15 protein-coding genes and 1 riboswitch are annotated in these 17,121 nt (G+C 28.5%); of the genes, 4 read left to right on the top strand and 11 right to left on the bottom strand.

What is annotated here, in order from left to right; translation table 11 throughout:
• The 8 genes from IC218_RS18480 to IC218_RS22330 all read right to left on the bottom strand — a co-directional run.
• The coding region (locus tag IC218_RS18480) for a cell wall-binding repeat-containing protein (protein WP_227825140.1) at positions 1-2,049 on the bottom strand (2,049 nt) is incomplete at its 3' end.
• Positions 2,050-2,521: 472 nt separating this feature from the next.
• Entirely contained in the window at positions 2,522-3,916 is a 1,395-nt protein-coding gene (locus tag IC218_RS18475) for a sensor histidine kinase (protein WP_227825139.1), read from the bottom strand.
• Positions 3,909-4,556: a response regulator transcription factor gene (locus IC218_RS18470; RefSeq protein ID WP_227483339.1), complete on the bottom strand. Its 648-nt coding sequence runs from the start codon at positions 4,554-4,556 to the stop codon at positions 3,909-3,911. Before IC218_RS18470 ends, IC218_RS18475 begins: the two co-directional genes overlap by 8 nt.
• 474 nt (positions 4,557-5,030) lie before the next feature.
• Positions 5,031-5,870 (bottom strand): PTS system mannose/fructose/sorbose family transporter subunit IID, encoded by an 840-nt coding sequence (locus IC218_RS18465; RefSeq protein WP_227435256.1) that lies wholly within the window; start codon positions 5,868-5,870, stop codon positions 5,031-5,033.
• A gap of 24 nt (positions 5,871-5,894) precedes the next feature.
• Positions 5,895-6,653, bottom strand: a complete 759-nt coding sequence (locus tag IC218_RS18460) for a PTS mannose/fructose/sorbose/N-acetylgalactosamine transporter subunit IIC (RefSeq protein WP_227435258.1) — start codon at positions 6,651-6,653, stop codon at positions 5,895-5,897.
• 43 nt (positions 6,654-6,696) lie between these two features.
• On the bottom strand, positions 6,697-7,170 hold the full coding sequence (locus IC218_RS18455) for a PTS system mannose/fructose/N-acetylgalactosamine-transporter subunit IIB (RefSeq protein WP_227825138.1): 474 nt from the start codon (positions 7,168-7,170) through the stop codon (positions 6,697-6,699).
• A 28-nt stretch (positions 7,171-7,198) separates the two neighbouring features.
• Positions 7,199-7,615: a PTS sugar transporter subunit IIA gene (locus tag IC218_RS18450; protein WP_413926642.1), complete on the bottom strand. Its 417-nt coding sequence runs from the start codon at positions 7,613-7,615 to the stop codon at positions 7,199-7,201.
• A 54-nt stretch (positions 7,616-7,669) separates the two neighbouring features.
• Entirely contained in the window at positions 7,670-8,722 is a 1,053-nt protein-coding gene (locus IC218_RS22330; protein WP_227483342.1) for a galactitol-1-phosphate 5-dehydrogenase, read from the bottom strand.
• A 397-nt stretch (positions 8,723-9,119) separates the two neighbouring features.
• Between IC218_RS22330 and IC218_RS18440 the strand changes: the two genes are divergently transcribed.
• On the top strand, positions 9,120-9,800 hold the full coding sequence (locus tag IC218_RS18440) for a phosphoribosylaminoimidazolesuccinocarboxamide synthase (protein WP_227435267.1): 681 nt from the start codon (positions 9,120-9,122) through the stop codon (positions 9,798-9,800).
• Positions 9,801-10,070: 270 nt separating this feature from the next.
• Here the strand turns inward: IC218_RS18440 and sugE are convergent, their stop codons facing one another.
• Positions 10,071-10,391: a quaternary ammonium compound efflux SMR transporter SugE gene (gene sugE / locus IC218_RS18435; RefSeq protein ID WP_227435269.1), complete on the bottom strand. Its 321-nt coding sequence runs from the start codon at positions 10,389-10,391 to the stop codon at positions 10,071-10,073.
• Between the two features lie 72 nt (positions 10,392-10,463).
• A riboswitch (guanidine-I (ykkC/yxkD leader) is annotated at positions 10,464-10,569 on the bottom strand.
• Positions 10,570-10,786: 217 nt separating this feature from the next.
• Between sugE and IC218_RS18430 the strand changes: the two genes are divergently transcribed.
• Entirely contained in the window at positions 10,787-11,614 is an 828-nt protein-coding gene (locus tag IC218_RS18430) for a carbon-nitrogen hydrolase family protein (protein WP_227825136.1), read from the top strand.
• A 111-nt stretch (positions 11,615-11,725) separates the two neighbouring features.
• Here IC218_RS18430 and IC218_RS18425 read toward each other — a convergent pair whose 3' ends face one another.
• Entirely contained in the window at positions 11,726-12,508 is a 783-nt protein-coding gene (locus IC218_RS18425; protein ID WP_227825135.1) for an EFR1 family ferrodoxin, read from the bottom strand.
• A gap of 263 nt (positions 12,509-12,771) precedes the next feature.
• Between IC218_RS18425 and IC218_RS18420 the strand changes: the two genes are divergently transcribed.
• Together IC218_RS18420 and IC218_RS18415 are read left to right on the top strand one after the other, a co-directional pair.
• Entirely contained in the window at positions 12,772-13,446 is a 675-nt protein-coding gene (locus tag IC218_RS18420; protein ID WP_227483344.1) for a response regulator transcription factor, read from the top strand.
• A complete protein-coding gene (locus IC218_RS18415; protein ID WP_227825134.1) occupies positions 13,434-14,594 on the top strand; it encodes a sensor histidine kinase in 1,161 nt (386 codons plus the stop codon). The genes IC218_RS18420 and IC218_RS18415 overlap by 13 nt, the downstream gene beginning before the upstream one ends.
• A gap of 342 nt (positions 14,595-14,936) precedes the next feature.
• Here the strand turns inward: IC218_RS18415 and IC218_RS18410 are convergent, their stop codons facing one another.
• On the bottom strand, positions 14,937-16,943 hold the full coding sequence (locus IC218_RS18410) for a sensor domain-containing diguanylate cyclase (RefSeq protein ID WP_227825133.1): 2,007 nt from the start codon (positions 16,941-16,943) through the stop codon (positions 14,937-14,939).
• Positions 16,944-17,121: the final 178 nt, after the last annotated feature.

Raw genomic sequence — 17,121 nt, 5'->3', positions numbered from 1 at the left:
ATCTCCATCTTTTACTGTTCCTTTTGTTAGTGTTAGTACATATGTGTTATCTGATGGATCTACTGTTTCATCACCTGATGTCATTTTTATTTGTTTATCTGTTGCATCAAAAGTTAATTCACCTACTACTGATGCTACATATTTTTTCACTTCAAATGTTGTATTTGCAATTGAATCTGTAGCTCCTGTTCCAGACACTGCACCTGCTTTAACTAATACACTTACATTATTTAAATCATCTTGCACAACTTGTTCTGCTGTCCCTGATACTGTAATTGTTACTGTATTTTCTGATTTATTTCCTATTGCTGTATAACTTAATCCCGCTGGTAATCCAGTTACTTCAACATTAGCTTTTATATCTCCATCTTTTACTGTTCCATTTGTTAACTTTAATACATATGTATTATCTGATAAATCTACAGTTTTATTATCTGAACCTATTTTTATTTGTTTATCTGTTGCGTTAAATTTTATTTGACCTACTTTTGATGAAGAACTTCCTCCACTACTTCCCCCTGAAGAACCTCCACTTGAAGAACTTCCTCCTGATGAGTTAGAACTTGGATTATTTCCACTTATAGATGGAGAATTGTCTCCCTTAACAGTACTTATTGTACCCTTATTATCTATAGTAGTACCTTTAGAATTATTTGTAACTGTAGTTATCTTACCACCATTAGTTACTTTTATTTGACTTGCTCCAGATGCTACTGTTAAACTACCAATCTCACCTTTTGAATTATTTTCTATCTTAGCTCCATTTTTATCATTAACTTTTAAATTAGTTATTTTTCCATAGTTAACGAAAGTTCCGTCTTTAACATCATCTATAACTACATCATCTACTTTCGCATAGTTGTTTACATCCCCATTAGGCATGTTGATAGTTACAGTCTTTGTATATGTACCATTTAAATTCACTGTTACTGCTTTGTCAGTTTGTATTGTAAATGCTTCTTTAACTTCACTAGTTGGTTTAAAGTTTATAACATCATTAGCAGTTGCTTTATCTACAGCTGACTTTAATTCAGCAATTGTTTTAGCTTCAGATGTACTTACTTCTTGTAATGATTTAATTTCATTAAATGCTGTTTCATTACCATTTCCGCCAACCTTAGTTATTTTATCAAAACTCTTAGAGTTAACTAAAGTTTTTTGTGAAGCTGATAGATTTTTTCCAACTAAAACTACTGGTGATTGATTTTTAGCACCTAATACACCTACTGCTAAAGCATCTATAAGTTGGTCTTGTTTAGCCATACCGTCTTTAGTTACATATGCATTTTTTAAATCTGTCTTTTTATAGAATTCTTTTACTACTTTTGCATTTGTATCATTTCTATCTGTTCCACCTAATCTTGTACTATTTGGTAGTTTATTTTTTACAGCTTCAGAAACTGAACTTTCCCCACCTATTACATAAGATTGAGTTATTCCTGCATCTTTTATAAATTTATCTGCAACTGCTGTTCCATTTTTAGAGTCAGCAAGTATTACTGGCATATTATTTTGCGCAGCTGGAGCACCCACACTTACTGCATCTGCAAGCCCTTTTTCACCATTAACTACAGCTATTTTTTTAACATCACTTACTGCATCTAATCTCTTTGCCAACTCTAAAGATGTTTGGTATCTCTCTGCACCAGATATTCTTTCAAAAGATATTTTTAAATCTTTTATTTGTTTTTCTATATTTGCACTTAGTACAGAAGTCCCACCTATTAGATATACTTTCTTAGCTTTTAGTCTTTGTAACTCTGCTTTTGTCTTATCATTTAATTTATCTTTACCTGTTAAAAGTATAGGAGCATTTTTTGCCTTTGCAAATGGTGTTGCGGATAGAGCATCTGCTATAGATGAATCATTTACTATTACTACCTCATCAGCATTTTTCCATCCATCTTGGCTTATTTTTACAGCAGTTTCATATCTCTCTTGTCCTGTTAAATTTGTTGCTACTGTTTGTGCACTAGCTATACCTGCTGTAGAACTTCCAGCTATCATAGTAACTGTAAGCATAGCAGCAATCTTCTTTGGTATTTTCATTATATTTCCCCCTTGTCCATTAGTAGTACCTAATTGTTTCGTTTTGTTCCCGTTTTAATTCTAAGGGATACTTAAAGACTAATTTTAAAGAGGTTTTCTAACTATAATGATTTTATAATTAATATATAATTTATTTATTATTTTCTTATATTATAGTTATTATAAAGGAATGCGTAGATTTTCTAATTGATTGAAAAATTAGTAAATTTTAATTTTAAGGTGAGTTTGATTTTTATGTTAATGAATTGTTGTAAAATAGTAGGTTTTATGTAAAAAAAAGTAGCTCTTAGAATTAAAAGTGCTACTTGTTTTATAAATAAATTTCATTATTTATGCTTATTATGATTATATATTAAATAACCAATTTTATCCATATGAAAAACAAATTAATTTGATATTTTTTAAATTATTTTTTATATTTATATTTTATTTTGTTGTATTTTTACGAGACAATATAAAAATAGTATAAAGCTTATATAAAGATAATATAAAATTCTATCTTTCCATCACAAATTTCAACCTTATATCTAAAATTATTTTCTTCAAGTATAGTCTTAACTATTGTAAGACCAAGACCAGTACCTGAAAGTTCTTTACTTCTTGACTTCTCTAAGACATAAAAAGGCTTCCATATATCATCAATATCATCAATATCATCTTCTCTATCATAATCTATTCCATTTTTTATAGATAAAATAATCTTATCCTTATCTCTAAAAAGATTAATCTCTATCTCATTATCACTAGTATACTTTATTGCATTACTAATCAAATTATTAAGTACCATGTCTATACTATCTTTATCAGAATTTATTATAAGATTTTTATCTTCTATATCGCATTTAACACTTATATTATCCTTAGATATCAATAATTCATAATTTTTTAAATTCTTAAGCAATCTTTCCTTTAAATCTACTTCACACAAACTAACTTCTTTTTTCTCATATTTAGCCCAATATAAAAGAGTATTTATTGTATTAGACATATTTTCTGCCTGTTCAATTATTGTATCTGTATAAGTACCATCATCCAAACCATCTTTCATACCTATAGCATATGCTTTTATAAGTGCTATTGGAGTTTTCATTTCATGAGATGCATCAGATATAAAAGATTTTAAATTTTCATTTCTTTTATTTAATTCATTGTGTGCCTTTTCAAGCTTCACACTCATTATATTTATGCTATAAGCTAACTCCTCTATTTCATCATTCGTTTTTATAGCCTCAGTTCTAAAATTTAACTCAGATATATCCTTCGATAAAAGCTTTAACTTTTCCATAGGTCTTATAATTCTGTTTGACAGTATAAATGTAAGTATAGTTATTATAATTACTGAAAATATCCCCATTATTATATTAAATCTATTTACTATACCAATTGTTTCTTCTGAATGTTCTATTGGTATAGATATAGCAAATAAATAATTATCCTTTTTCATAAACTTTACTAGTAGACTATATTTGGTTTTTCCCTGATTATATATTTTATTAATACTTTTATTGTCAATATCTTTTAAAACACTTCCTTCAATCCAAAATTTATTTAAGCTCAAACCTTTATTCCAAAAAGCGTCTAGCAAATCTTGATTTATTTTATCTATACTATTTTTATTTTTGTAATTTTTATCTAATGTTACATATACAATGGCTGTATTACTTTTTTCTTCAATTAATTCAATATTTGACTTTAATTTATTCATATCCTTATGTTTTATTTCATTTTCAATGTTGTTCAATACATTTCTTTTTTCATGTAAATAATACCTATGAATAAACATACTATTTATAGCTATAGATATTATATAAACAACTACAACTACTATTGATATACTTATAGATAACTTCTTATTTAGTTTAGTCATCAAAATCCTCCAGACTATACCCTAATCCTCTGTAAGTTTTTATTATATCTTCTCCTACTTTTGTTCTCAGTCTTCTTATATGAGTATCTACTGTTCTAAAATCTCCATCATAATCCAATCCCCAGACTAAATCTAAAAGTCTTTCTCTAGATAAAACTATTCCTTTATTATTTACTAAGCAATGCATTAATTCCAATTCTTTTTTAGTCAATAGTAGTTCATCATTACCTTTAAAAACTTTATTTGACTCAAAATCTATTTTTAAATCTCTTATATTAATTGTATCTTTATAATTTACCAATTTCTTAGCCCTTATTATTAAGACTCTAGGGTCAAATGGCTTTTTAACATATTCATCTGCTCCTATATTGAGTGCCTCGATTTCATCTTCGCTTTGACTTTTAGCTGTCAACATAAGTACCTTTGTGTTACTATTTTCCTTTATCTCTTTACAAACCTCTATTCCATCAATTACTGGCATCATCCAATCCAGTATTGCTAAATCTATTTTATTTTCATAAAAAACATCTAAAGCCTCTTCCCCATTTTTTGCAGTAAATACATTGAAGCCTTCTTTTTTAAAATAAGCACAAAGTATCTTAATCATACTCACTTCATCATCAGCAATTAATACATTCATATATTCACATCCCTAAATTTATTATATTTCATATTATATCCATTGTTTCAATTATATAAAATATATGTTACAGGAAGTTTACAATTATTACTAAATACCAACATAAAATAGAGTACAGATAAGATTTAATACTAAATCTATAAATTTAAACACATAATTAACTCTGCAAAATTTTAAAATATAATTGTTACTCTCTAAATATTAATATAGAGCAGAAACTTACAAAATAACTCTTCTATATAAAATTAATATTTTTATCCCATCCCATAAGATTTTATACATAAATAAAAAAGGTATCTCACCTATGATTTAAAAATCATTTTGAGATACCTTTTACAAAATTATATATTCTACACGACTTATCTAAGCTTAAATCTTAATCTATTAATAATCTAATTTACCCTAATTACTATTGTATTTTATAGATATAGCCAATTTATCTAAAATCCTCATTAATACATCATATGCATTTATTTAAAATAATCCTAATATACCTGTAATAGCACCTACCACTATCAATATACCCATTATTTTTATCGGAGAAAGACCTTTCTTTAAAGCAAAGAGTACCAATAAAGTAAGTACCAAAGGAATTAACCCTGGAAATATCTTATCAAGTAAATCTGTCTGAAGACTAAATTTAAAATCTCCACTAGTATAACTTATTGGTGTAGATAAATTAATAAATCTACCTACTAGTCCGCCCATAACTAAAGTCCCTAGTATCGAAGCACCTTCTATAACTTTATTTACTATTCCACCCTGAAGTATACTTTCAACAGCTTTTTTACCATACTTGTATCCATTTGTCCACATTCCAAATGAAATTGAGGTCATTATTATATATTGAGCCAATACAAATAATATCGGTCCTGCAATTGATGCTCCTCCCTCAGTTAAACCAATACAAACAGCTAATACTATAGGTGTTATAACTCCTTGAGTTAAAGTATCTCCAATGCCTGCCAATGGTCCCATTAAACCTGTCTTTATGGCATTCATACCATCACCACTTATTTCATCTGCACCATTAGCTTTTTCTTCTTCCATAGCTATTGTTATTCCATGTATAACACATCCACATATAGGCTCTGTATTAAAAAATGCCAAGTGAGTTTCTACTTCTTGCTTTAACTCTTCTTTATCTGGATATAACTTCTTAAGTACTGGTAACATTGAATGTGAAAATGCTGTTGATTGTAATCTTTCATAATTGTAGTTGGATTGTGCAAAGAAAAACCATCTTAGCCATGACTTTATCACATCTTTTTTGCTTAACGTTTTCTTAGCTACTTCACTTTTTGTATCTGACATAATTTTTTCCCCTTTCTTATATATTTAAGATGTCGCACCATCTTTTCCATACTTAATTGAAGTAATTGTAAGAGCAAGTATTACTCCAATAACAGATATTACTATTATATCTACTTTAAAATAAACAGCCATTAATATACCTAATATGAAAAATGGCATAGTAAACTTATTTCCAATTAATTTTAAGTTCATAGCAATTCCTAACGCTGGTAACATAGCTCCAATTACATTGAATACATGTAACACATTATCATTCATTACTTCTAACATTCCATCTATTGCATTTGGTCCAAAATAAACAACTAATAATGCTGGTATAAAACTCATTACAAACAATAGTATCTGAGGTGGAACTATATTTATAAATGCTACTTTATCTATATTTCCTTTTTGAACCTCTCTATCTGCCCAGTGTGCAAAAAAAGAATTGACTGTCATTTTACCTATCCAAAGTACAGTTGCAACAGTACCTAATGGAACAGCTATTGCCATTGCAGTACTTACATCCAAATTAGATGCTATAGCTAAAGCAGTCCCCACATATCCTGCAAAAGCTGGGTCTCCCATTTGAGCCCCTCCTGCTGATATGAATCCTAAATATATCATATTTATACCTGCACCTATAATTGCTCCTTGAACTGGGTCTCCTAGTATAATTCCTGTTACAAATCCAGCTAATAAAGGTCTATTCCATGTAAAAAATCCAACATAAGTTAGCCATGGACTCCAAGAAAGATAATAAAAAATTGCTATTAAAACTGCTTGAATTAGTGAAATTTGCATGTTCTTCCTCCTTATTTAATTTTAAATATTTACAAAATAGGTCTTACAACAATGTTCCTACATCAATTTTCTTTGCATCTGGAACTATTTGTATAAAACACTTAACATTCTTTGATATTAATTCCCTAAATATTTCTTTCTCTTCATCTGATACTGATATATTCTTATAAAAACTTTTTCTTCCAAGACCAGCACCCATACCCCCAACATTTAATTCTTTTAAAGCTACTCCATTATTTACTAGACCTAAAACAGTTTTAGGATATTTAACTAATACTATTAAATTTTCATCTCCATCATATGATTTTAAAACTTCAGCACCTGATTCTATATCATGCACTTCAACCTTAACAGTTGAAGGTGCTGCCATTTGTAATACTTGAACTATAAAAGGGTCTTTTACAACTAAATCATCTACTATTACTATCCTCTTTGCTGATGTAATCTTACACCAAGCAGTTATAACTTGCCCATGTATTAATCTATCATCAATTCTTGTTAATGCTATATTGCTCATAATAATTCCTCCAAAATTTTAATTTATTTTATATATTTAAAGCTGCTTTTACATCTTTAATTCCTGAAACTCCAACTTCTTCACATAAATTTTTTAAATCTTTTAACTTCATAGTATCTCTGTTTAAAAACAGCTCTAAAAGCATAGGCAAATTTACACCTGTTAAACATTCTAATTCACATTCCTTAGCAAATTTATTTATTATAACAGCAGATGTATTGAAAGGAGTTCCTCCATAAAAATCAAGTAATACTAAAATACCTTCATCTTTATATTTTTCAATTCCATTTTCTAATTTTCTACTAAACTCATCTATACTGTCACCATGGTTTAATCCTAAAGTTTCTACTTTTTCTTGTTTCCCTACTATTAATTCAGCACTTTCTAACATTGCTTTAGCCATATTCCCATGTGCAGCTATAATTATTCCTGCCATATGAATCATACCTCTCTTAACTTTTTTATATACATTATAAATTACTATCTTTATTGCTCTACCTTAATTAGCCACATTAATCATTATCTTACCAAAGAAAATGTCTCTTTTGTATATTTTTTCAAAATAATCTGGCACTTCATCTAAGTTTATTCTGTGTGTCACCAATTTCTCAACATTCATGTCACCTTTTTGCATATGATACAAGCCAGCACTCCATTCTTTTCCTGGAAATGGAAATGAATTTCCAAACCAAGTTCCTTTCACAGTTAGCTCACTTCTCACTATCTTCTCAAATTGTTCTCTGCTTAAAGCTACATCTCCATATGGTACTCCTGCATACAGTACTGTCCCACCTTTTTTGGCTAATAATAATACCTGACCACATGTCATTGGAGTTCCTGCTGATTCAATGACAATGTCTGCTCCAGCTCCATTAGTTAATTTTTTTATCTCTTCTACAATATTTTTTTCTTTTGCATTTATACAAATATCTGCTCCTAATTCCTTCGCTAATTCTAATTTCTCATCAAATACATCTATAGCCACTATTTTTGTAGAACCAAATATTTTTGCCCATTGTATTGAAAATAAGCCTATTGGTCCTGTTCCAAGTACTACAACAGTATCCCCTACCTTAGTTTCTGACCTAAAAAGCCCATGCCCTGCTATACACACTGGTTCTAAAGCAGCAGCCGTTTCATAACTTATTTCTTCTGGTATTTTTATCAAATTTCTTTCCTTTACCTTTGTATATTCAGCAAAACATCCTCCAAGCTCTTTATTGCCTATTATTGCTACATTATTACATCTTGAATACAACCCTTTTTTACATTCATCACATTCAAAACATGGCATAGCTGGACAAACAGCAACTCTATCTCCTATTTTAAAATCTTTTACTTCTATACCAACTTCTGCTACTTCTCCTGAAAATTCATGTCCTAAGATTTCTCCCACCATATGAGGGCCTGTCTTTGAGTATTTTGATATATCAGAGCCACATATACCAGCAACTTTTACTTTAACTATTACATCATCTTTTTCTAATATTTTAGGTATATCTGCATTCTCTACTCTTGTATCTCTTACACCATAGAACTTAACTGACTTCACATTAACCACCTCTATTGTTTATTTTATTTAGATATATACTCATCTTTTTTATGTAAAATATATAGAGCAATTTTTATGCCAACATTTGTAAATATAGTTTTCATGCCATTTATCACACTGTTATTATATGTGTGTCAAAGTGTGTCAAAAAATTTTCCTACAAAAACTTATGTGTGTTAATACAAATGACACTCACTTTCTTTCTGAGTACTTTTCTAAAATTTTTCATAAAATGTACTTTTTTTATTATTTTTATAAAAATGTTCGGAAAAATTCTCTATTTTTGTGATATAATATTAAATATAAGGCATCAATATAGATTTTTATACGAATACCAGAACTTTTTTGACACTAATGCCTTATTCAATATAATAATTTAATATTTTGGAGGTTGTTTATGAAAAAAGTGTATCAAGGAAAGACTAAAGATGTTTTTGAATTAGATAATGGAAATTTCTTACTTAAATTTAAGGATGATGTAACTGGCAAAGATGGTGTATTCGATCCAGGTGAAAATACTGTAGGGCTAAGCATAGATGGAATTGGTAAGGCTAATTTAGAAACATCTGTTAAGTTCTTTGAAATTCTAAACAATGCTGGAATTAAAACTCATTATGTAAGTGCTAATTTAGAAGATGCAACTATGGAAGTGTTACCAGCAAAAGTTTTTGGTAATGGATTAGAAGTTATTTGTCGTTATAGAGCTGTTGGTAGTTTCTTACGTCGTTATGGTTCATGTGTTGAAGAAGGAGCTAAGTTAGACTGTTATGTAGAAGCAACTTTAAAAGATGATGACCGTTGTGACCCACTTATAACATCTGAAGGTTTAGAAGCTTTAAATATTATGACTCAAGCTCAATTTGATTCAATGAAGAGTATGACTCAAAAAATTTCTAACATAGTTCGTGATACTATAGCTGAAAAAGGACTTGAACTTTATGATATTAAGTTTGAATTTGGATTCTACAATAATGAAGTAATATTAATAGATGAGATAGCATCTGGAAATATGCGTGTTTATAAAGATGGTGTAATAGTTGACCCTATGGATTTAACTGCTTTATTATTAGCAAAATAATTATACAGAATATATACATATAATTTTCAAATACAAATCTAATAAACTTATAAATAAAAACAAGCTATGAATCAGAAATTCTATAAAATATCAATTACTTTAAAACATTTTATAATTTCTAATTTCATAGCTTTTTTATTGTATTATTACAACATTTTATAATTTCTAACTTTATAGCATCTTTTATTCTGCTGATGCACTTAATTCCTATAAATTAGCTTCTATATTCTATAACTATCACCTCCTACTATTTATCCTAATTCATACTTATTAGTTACTAGATAATAATTTCAATCCTACAATCCCCACTACAATAAGACCTATACATAAAATTCTAGCCATATTAACTGGTTCATTTAAAAGAGCAATTCCTACAATAGCAGTTCCAACTGTACCAATTCCAGTCCATATGGCATATGACGTTCCAAGCGGAAGATGTTTAAGCGCCAATGATAAAAAATAAAAACTAACAATCATCCCAACAACAGTAAGTATACTTGGAGTCAACTTAGAAAATCCATGTGAATTTTTTAATTGAAATGCCCAAAAAACTTCAAATAGTCCTGCAATAAATAAAAATAACCATTTCATATAAATCATCCCTCTTTTCAAATAATATATCTCTTTTTTAGCAATAAAATAACCTGAGAAATATTATAAAATATCTCCCAGGTTTTTATCCTTCCGTGTTCACAACAAAATTATGTTGTGGGTTTTATCTTGGACCAGACCAATCATTAATAATTGCGGAACCCTATAAAACTCTAGTATTATTTTATTGTCTTTAAAATAATACTATCAACATAGGTAAAAAAAGTCAATATATTGATATGATATAAATTATAAGAGTATAAATTAAAATATATATCTATAGTAATTTGTACTCTTTGGTTATATAACATATTCAACTTACATATTTTGTATTTATATCTAATTTTTATTTAATATGTTATAATAACATAAAAATATAGAAAGGAGTAATTTTTATGAATTCCTACAAAATTGCAGTGTGTCAGATGATTACTACAGAAAACAAGATTGAAAATATTAATCATGCTGTAGAAATGGTAACAGAAGCTGCCAATAATGGGGCTAAAATTGTGGTTTTACCGGAAATGTTTAATTGTCCATATGAAAATAAATACTTTCCTAAATTTGCAGAAGAATATCCAGGTGAAACAACAAATACATTGAGTAAACTAGCCGAAAAACATGGTATTTATCTAATTTCTGGTAGTATTCCAGAGTTAGAAGATAGCAAAATCTATAATACTTGTTATGTATTTGATAAAAATGGAACTTTAATTGGAAAACATCGCAAAATGCACTTATTTGACATTGAAGTTACAGGAAAAGTTAGCTTTAAAGAATCTGATACTCTTACTGCTGGAAATGATGTTACTATAATAGATACTGAATATGGAAAGATGGGTATTGCTATTTGCTACGATATTCGTTTCTCTGAATTATCACGTTTAATGGCTCTTGAAGGTGCAGAAATCGTTATCTTGCCAGCAGCATTCAATATGACAACTGGACCTGCACATTGGGAATTATCTATCAGAATGCGTGCTTTAGATAATCAGATATTTTATGTTGGTGCTGCACCTGCTCGAAATAAAGATGCTTCTTACATAGCTTTTGGTAATTCAAGAATTTCAGACCCTTGGGGAAAAATTATAGCTCAGGCTGATGAAAAGGAATGCATTATCTATGCTGATATTGATAGAGATTTAATTCCTGACATAAGACAACAATTACCATTACTTAAACATAGAAGAACAGACTTATATGAACTTAATATTTTAAAATAAAAAATTATAAAACCCCTTAAATTAATTATTTAAAATATTTATGGGGTTTTTATTATTGTAATTATCCCAACTACTCTTAGTTACTAATTGATTAATATTAGTCATTTTTTATTAAATATCTTTACTTTTCTCACTTATCATATCTTCCAACTTTATATTTGGATTATGGTATCTCTTTTTATTTTTAGTTACATCTTTCCATTGAATCGCTTGCTTAGGACACCAATGTACACATGCTAAACAATGTTCACAATTGTGTAAAAACTTCGGTCTCCCCTTTTCAACGTCTATATTATTTACAGGACATACTTTTGAACAAATACCACATTCTATACAGGTATCTTCAACTGAAAAATGGCTATCTTGATTTGCACAAGATGAAATATATTTTTTATAAAACTTCTTGTATATAAAATTTGTTTTGCCAATTTTATTACTTTTCTTATTTACAATATCTTCTGACACTTCATTAACCTTGATTTCTGCTTTTCTAAGTAAATTATCAATTTTTTTATCATCTTTTATTTTAAACTCACAAATGTAATTAGAAACCATCTGTATCCTTGAACCTAGATTTAGTCCATGACCCTTCTCTTTCAATAAAGCATCCACATCATGAAGCGCACTTCCACCTATCATGCCTCCACAAGTTACTACAGCAAAAATATATGGTTTATCACTTTTAATATTTAGATTTGATATAAATTTAGAAACAAGATTAGGTAACCCCCAAAAATATAGTGGAAATACAAATCCTATCATATCACTATTACAATCTACATCAGTTGTTTCACATATTCTAATTATATTTGCATTTATTTTATTCGATATACTCTCTGCTACACTTAGGCTATTTCCAGTTGATGTAAAATAATAAATAACTTTATCTTTCATAAAATACTCCTCCCAAGATGCCCTTTTAGAAAATTATTCATCTTTATATATTAAAATTAGAATACTCAAATAAAGACTATTAACTACATGCTTAAATTTTCCAATAATTAGACACTTGATTTATTTAGTATATAAAAATATACTAATTTTAATCATTAAAACTATTATATTTTTATGTAAATTTAATAATTTGAGAAATTCTTGAGATTTTTATACTAAAATAGAAGTTGTTTAAAAAGTTTTATTTAGAAAGGAGAATTTTTATGAACAGTAAAATACTTGTTGTAGATGACGAGGAAGGAATCACCACTTTATTAAAGGATTATTTTGAAATAAATGATTATGAAGTTTATACTGCTCAAAATGGAAAAGAAGCACTAGAAAAAATATCTAAAAATCCAGACATTATTCTACTTGATATAAACATGCCTGAAATAGATGGAATTGAAGTTTGCAGTAGAATTAGAAACTATATATCATGTCCTATCTTATTTTTAACAGCCAAAATTGAAAACAATGATAAAATTAATGGTTTTCGTGTTGGTGCTGATGATTATATTGTAAAACCTTTTGATTTAGAAGAACTTGGGGCAAGAGTCTCTGCTCACTTAAGACGCGAACAAAGAAAATCAAATCATACTAAAGTCAATTTTTATAAAGATTTAGTAATAGACTATGAAAAAAGGTCAATTTCCATTGATAATAACCAAGTTTCACTTTCAAAAAAAGAATTTGATATCGTAGAACTTCTCTCTACGAATCCTGGTCAAGTATTTGATAGAGAGAGAATTTATGATAGAATATGGGGCTATGATAAAAATGGAAATAGTGATGTTATAATGGAACATATCAGAAAAATACGAATTAAATTATCAAGATATACTCTTGAAAATTACATAGAAACAGTATGGGGAGCTGGTTACAAATGGATAAAATAAAGAATATGTCATTAAAAAAATCTTTTTTCTTTCTCACTCTATCTTCATTAATTATAGCATCAGTACTTACAACGGTCTCATACATTTTACTTAATTACATATATCACTCTATACAAGACAAATATTTACAAACTCCTTTATACACAGAAACTATAACCATAGTGCAAAATAATTTAAATCAATATAGTGATTTTGATAAAGTATTGATTAATATAATTAGCACACTTCAGCTTATACTCCCACTCGTATTTTTTATAGGACTTCTATTATTGGCTGATATAATTTTTTATAAGGTAAAATTAAAGATACCTATTGAAATACTTAATAAAGGAGCAAACGAAATATCCAATAATAACTTAGATTTTTACTTAGAATATAAGAGTAATGACGAATTAGGTAATCTGTGTAGTGCCTTTGAGAAAATGAGGTTGCAACTAAATAAAAATAATATAAAAATGTGGACTATGATAGACGATAGAAAACAGCTTAATGCTGCTTTTTCTCATGATTTAAGAAATCCTCTGACTGTTCTAAAGGGATACTCAGATTATTTAATAAAATACATGCCAACAGGAAAACTTAGTGATAAAAAAATTTTATCAACTGCACAACTTATGTCTGAACATATCAACAGAATTGAATACTATGTAAATAGTATGAGTAATGCTCAACGATTAGAAGAGCTAGTTATTACAAAATCTACATCAAGTATAAATGCTTTTGTAGAAAACTTAGATAGCAATATCTCTATTCTATCAAAACAAGCTGGAAAATCTTTTAAAATTATAAATAAAGTGGATAATATAAACGTATTATTTGATGAAAATATTATTCATAGAGTTATTGAAAATATAATATCAAATGCATTTAGATATGCAAAAAATAAAATATCTATACTTATATACCTTGAGCAAGAATTCCTTACTTTCGTAATTGAAGATGATGGTGTGGGATTTAGTGAAGAATCTATAAAATCAGCATTAAAACCTTTTTATAAAGATAAGACTTTAAATAATAACAACTTAAATTTTGGTATGGGTCTTTATATATCTAAAGTATTATGTGAGAAACATGGTGGTTCTATTTTTATTGAAAACAATCCAATTGGTGGTGCTAAAATTACAACAAAGTTCTCAACAAAAGACTAGAGGTACTTTAATTTTTAATCTAGATTTTCTTGTATAAAACATAATAAACTTTTAAGTTTTATTAAAATATACCCTATAGCGTACATTCTAATAAAAAGACGCAACCTTAAACATAAATATAATCTATCTGATTTTTTTAAATCAGATAGATTTACACAACACATTTCAAATACATAAAAATCTATTTCGCTAATTAAATTTAATTTTTATAATACAATAATAAATTTATCTGTCAATTAACTCAGTCCATCATCATTCAAATAACATACTAATGCTTCTGCTTAAATAACTTCTTTACTCTTTATGTATAAATTTATGTACAGATAAACTTGAAACTGTTTATTAAATATTTTTTTCTTTCAATCTATCTGAATCTTCTAATACATCAGTATTATGTCGATAGCGTCCTGTTGCATGATGGTTATGATAAAATTCTTTTTTATCAGCATACATGAGTTCGTCTGCAGTTTTTATAATGAATTGAATATTTTCACAATTTTCTTCCCATTTTGAACCAATGGCAGCTTTACATTCATCATTCATAAAATTATTCCTTAATTTTTGAACTTTTTCATTGAATTCATTCTCACTTATATCTATGCAAATAATTACAAATTCATCACCACCAATTCGATAGTAGGAACCTATTTCAAAGCTATTTTGAATGATTTTTGCACATGCTTTAAGCAACTCATCACCAGAATCATGTCCTAAATTATCATTGATTTCCTTGAGTCCGTTTACATCTAAATATACTACGCCAATAGAATTTTTTTCGCCCACAAGGTTATCAATATCGTGAATATAACGGTTTCTATTATAAAAAGAAGTAAGAGTGTCTAAATAACTTAAACGATAAAGAACTTCCTCATTTTCATTTCTATGCATTGCAATCATAATAAAATAACTAAGAGTTTCAAGAAATGTAGCTGCATTTTCCGTTAAGTTTATAGAGGGGTTATCCAGTCCAATACATCCATCTAATTTTCCATTACGCTCTAATGGAACCATGACCAGACGCTTAATTTTCTGTTGTAAAAGAATCTCATATTCAAATTCCATAGTCAATTTTAAGTCTTCTATATCATGAATAACTACATTGCCTCGCTTTTGAAACACATTGAGCCACATTGCAAAATCTGACTGTGGTAAATCCTGTAGGTTATCAATTTGTGGAATTATACCTTCTTTACACCATTCTGCAATATTAGATAGATTATCACCATGAAATAAGAAAATGTAGGCACGTTCAGCTAAAAACAAATTTCCTACCTGTTCCAATACATAATTAGTAGCATCTAACGTTTCATGATTGCGATAAAGTTCTCGAATACATTCAACAAGAACATTATCTCTCTTCAAACGGCTCTCTAGTTCAATTTTTTCATTAGTTGCTTCAGTAATATCAAATGCAATTTCCATTCTTGCTGTGCGGCCCTCCCACTCCATTAATCTATCTTTTAATAAGTAGTGGCGTTTAGTGATTGGGTTTGTATGTTCCCAAGTATAATTTTCATCCTTTTTTAGAATAGAATTCTGACAGAATGAACATGGAGAATCAAATCCCTGCAATACTTTATAACACTTCAAATGCTCTTCGTCATTGATATTGAAAGTTTTCTTTCCAGCTTCATTGACAAATAGCAAATCATAGGTATCAATGTCTGATATATACATTAGTTCTGTTATTTCATTTATAGGAACAAGCAATTCTTGCAACCTTTTTGATAACTGTTCGTTTTTTAGTTTATTCTCATTTTCAACTTCAATCAATCTTCTGCGACGTTTATCTTGGCAGAAAGCAAAAACAGTACATAGCCCTGCCATCAATATAAACACTATATTAATATAAAACAATAAATTTCGAGCATCTTGAACGATTTTATCAGTATATACCTCTGCAGCCATTACCAACTGGTCCGCTAAGTTAAAGTAATCTTCACTCATCTCAAACAGTTTGTCCCCAGAACCGCCATCTCTATAACTCATGATTTCTACCTTAATATCTGACCAATCCTTTTTCATTTCTACTAATAATGATTGATACTCTTCACTTTCAAGTCTTATTAAATTAAGTTCAGCACTTCCATTAGAAAGCCCTGTTAGTATATCATCTAGATGTGCAATCAAACTATCATCCTGTACATGAGCAAGTTCTTTTTTTATCAGTCTCTGTGTAGCACCACGGATAATACCTGTATAATTGATAACACGTGCATCTCCCTCAAGGTTGTTGATAGAACGAACTGACAATATACCTGTCAAAATTAGGGCAATGCTCAAGATAAGTGGAACTGCACCTATTCGCAGTTTTGCGAATACTATCTTCATATTGTATAGTCTTCCCAATATTCTATAGTCCTCCCAATATCTGGTTTAATTTTATGTTTACAATTATTATATCACAATAATAATCCATAACAGCTTTATATTTCAAAGCTACAGTTAATTTTATTAGTAGTTATCCTCCTCCTATATCAACCACTATGAACAAATAAAAATATTAAGTAAAAATGTTCATAGCAAC

Source organism: Clostridioides sp. ES-S-0005-03 (assembly GCF_020658455.1).
Lineage (GTDB): Bacteria > Bacillota > Clostridia > Peptostreptococcales > Peptostreptococcaceae > Clostridioides.
The sequence above is the reverse complement of the archived record's forward strand: the minus strand, read 5'-3'. Positions and strand labels throughout refer to the sequence as shown.

Coding starts and splice junctions, on each gene's coding strand:
- IC218_RS18475 (WP_227825139.1), bottom strand. CDS start 3,916: ATGACTAAACTAAATAAGAAGTTATCTATAAGTATATCAATAGTAGTT.
- IC218_RS18470 (WP_227483339.1), bottom strand. CDS start 4,556: ATGAATGTATTAATTGCTGATGATGAAGTGAGTATGATTAAGATACTT.
- IC218_RS18465 (WP_227435256.1), bottom strand. CDS start 5,870: ATGTCAGATACAAAAAGTGAAGTAGCTAAGAAAACGTTAAGCAAAAAA.
- IC218_RS18460 (WP_227435258.1), bottom strand. CDS start 6,653: ATGCAAATTTCACTAATTCAAGCAGTTTTAATAGCAATTTTTTATTAT.
- IC218_RS18455 (WP_227825138.1), bottom strand. CDS start 7,170: ATGAGCAATATAGCATTAACAAGAATTGATGATAGATTAATACATGGG.
- IC218_RS18450 (WP_413926642.1), bottom strand. CDS start 7,615: ATGATTCATATGGCAGGAATAATTATAGCTGCACATGGGAATATGGCT.
- IC218_RS18440 (WP_227435267.1), top strand. CDS start 9,120: ATGAAAAAAGTGTATCAAGGAAAGACTAAAGATGTTTTTGAATTAGAT.
- sugE (WP_227435269.1), bottom strand. CDS start 10,391: ATGAAATGGTTATTTTTATTTATTGCAGGACTATTTGAAGTTTTTTGG.
- IC218_RS18430 (WP_227825136.1), top strand. CDS start 10,787: ATGAATTCCTACAAAATTGCAGTGTGTCAGATGATTACTACAGAAAAC.
- IC218_RS18425 (WP_227825135.1), bottom strand. CDS start 12,508: ATGAAAGATAAAGTTATTTATTATTTTACATCAACTGGAAATAGCCTA.
- IC218_RS18420 (WP_227483344.1), top strand. CDS start 12,772: ATGAACAGTAAAATACTTGTTGTAGATGACGAGGAAGGAATCACCACT.
- IC218_RS18415 (WP_227825134.1), top strand. CDS start 13,434: ATGGATAAAATAAAGAATATGTCATTAAAAAAATCTTTTTTCTTTCTC.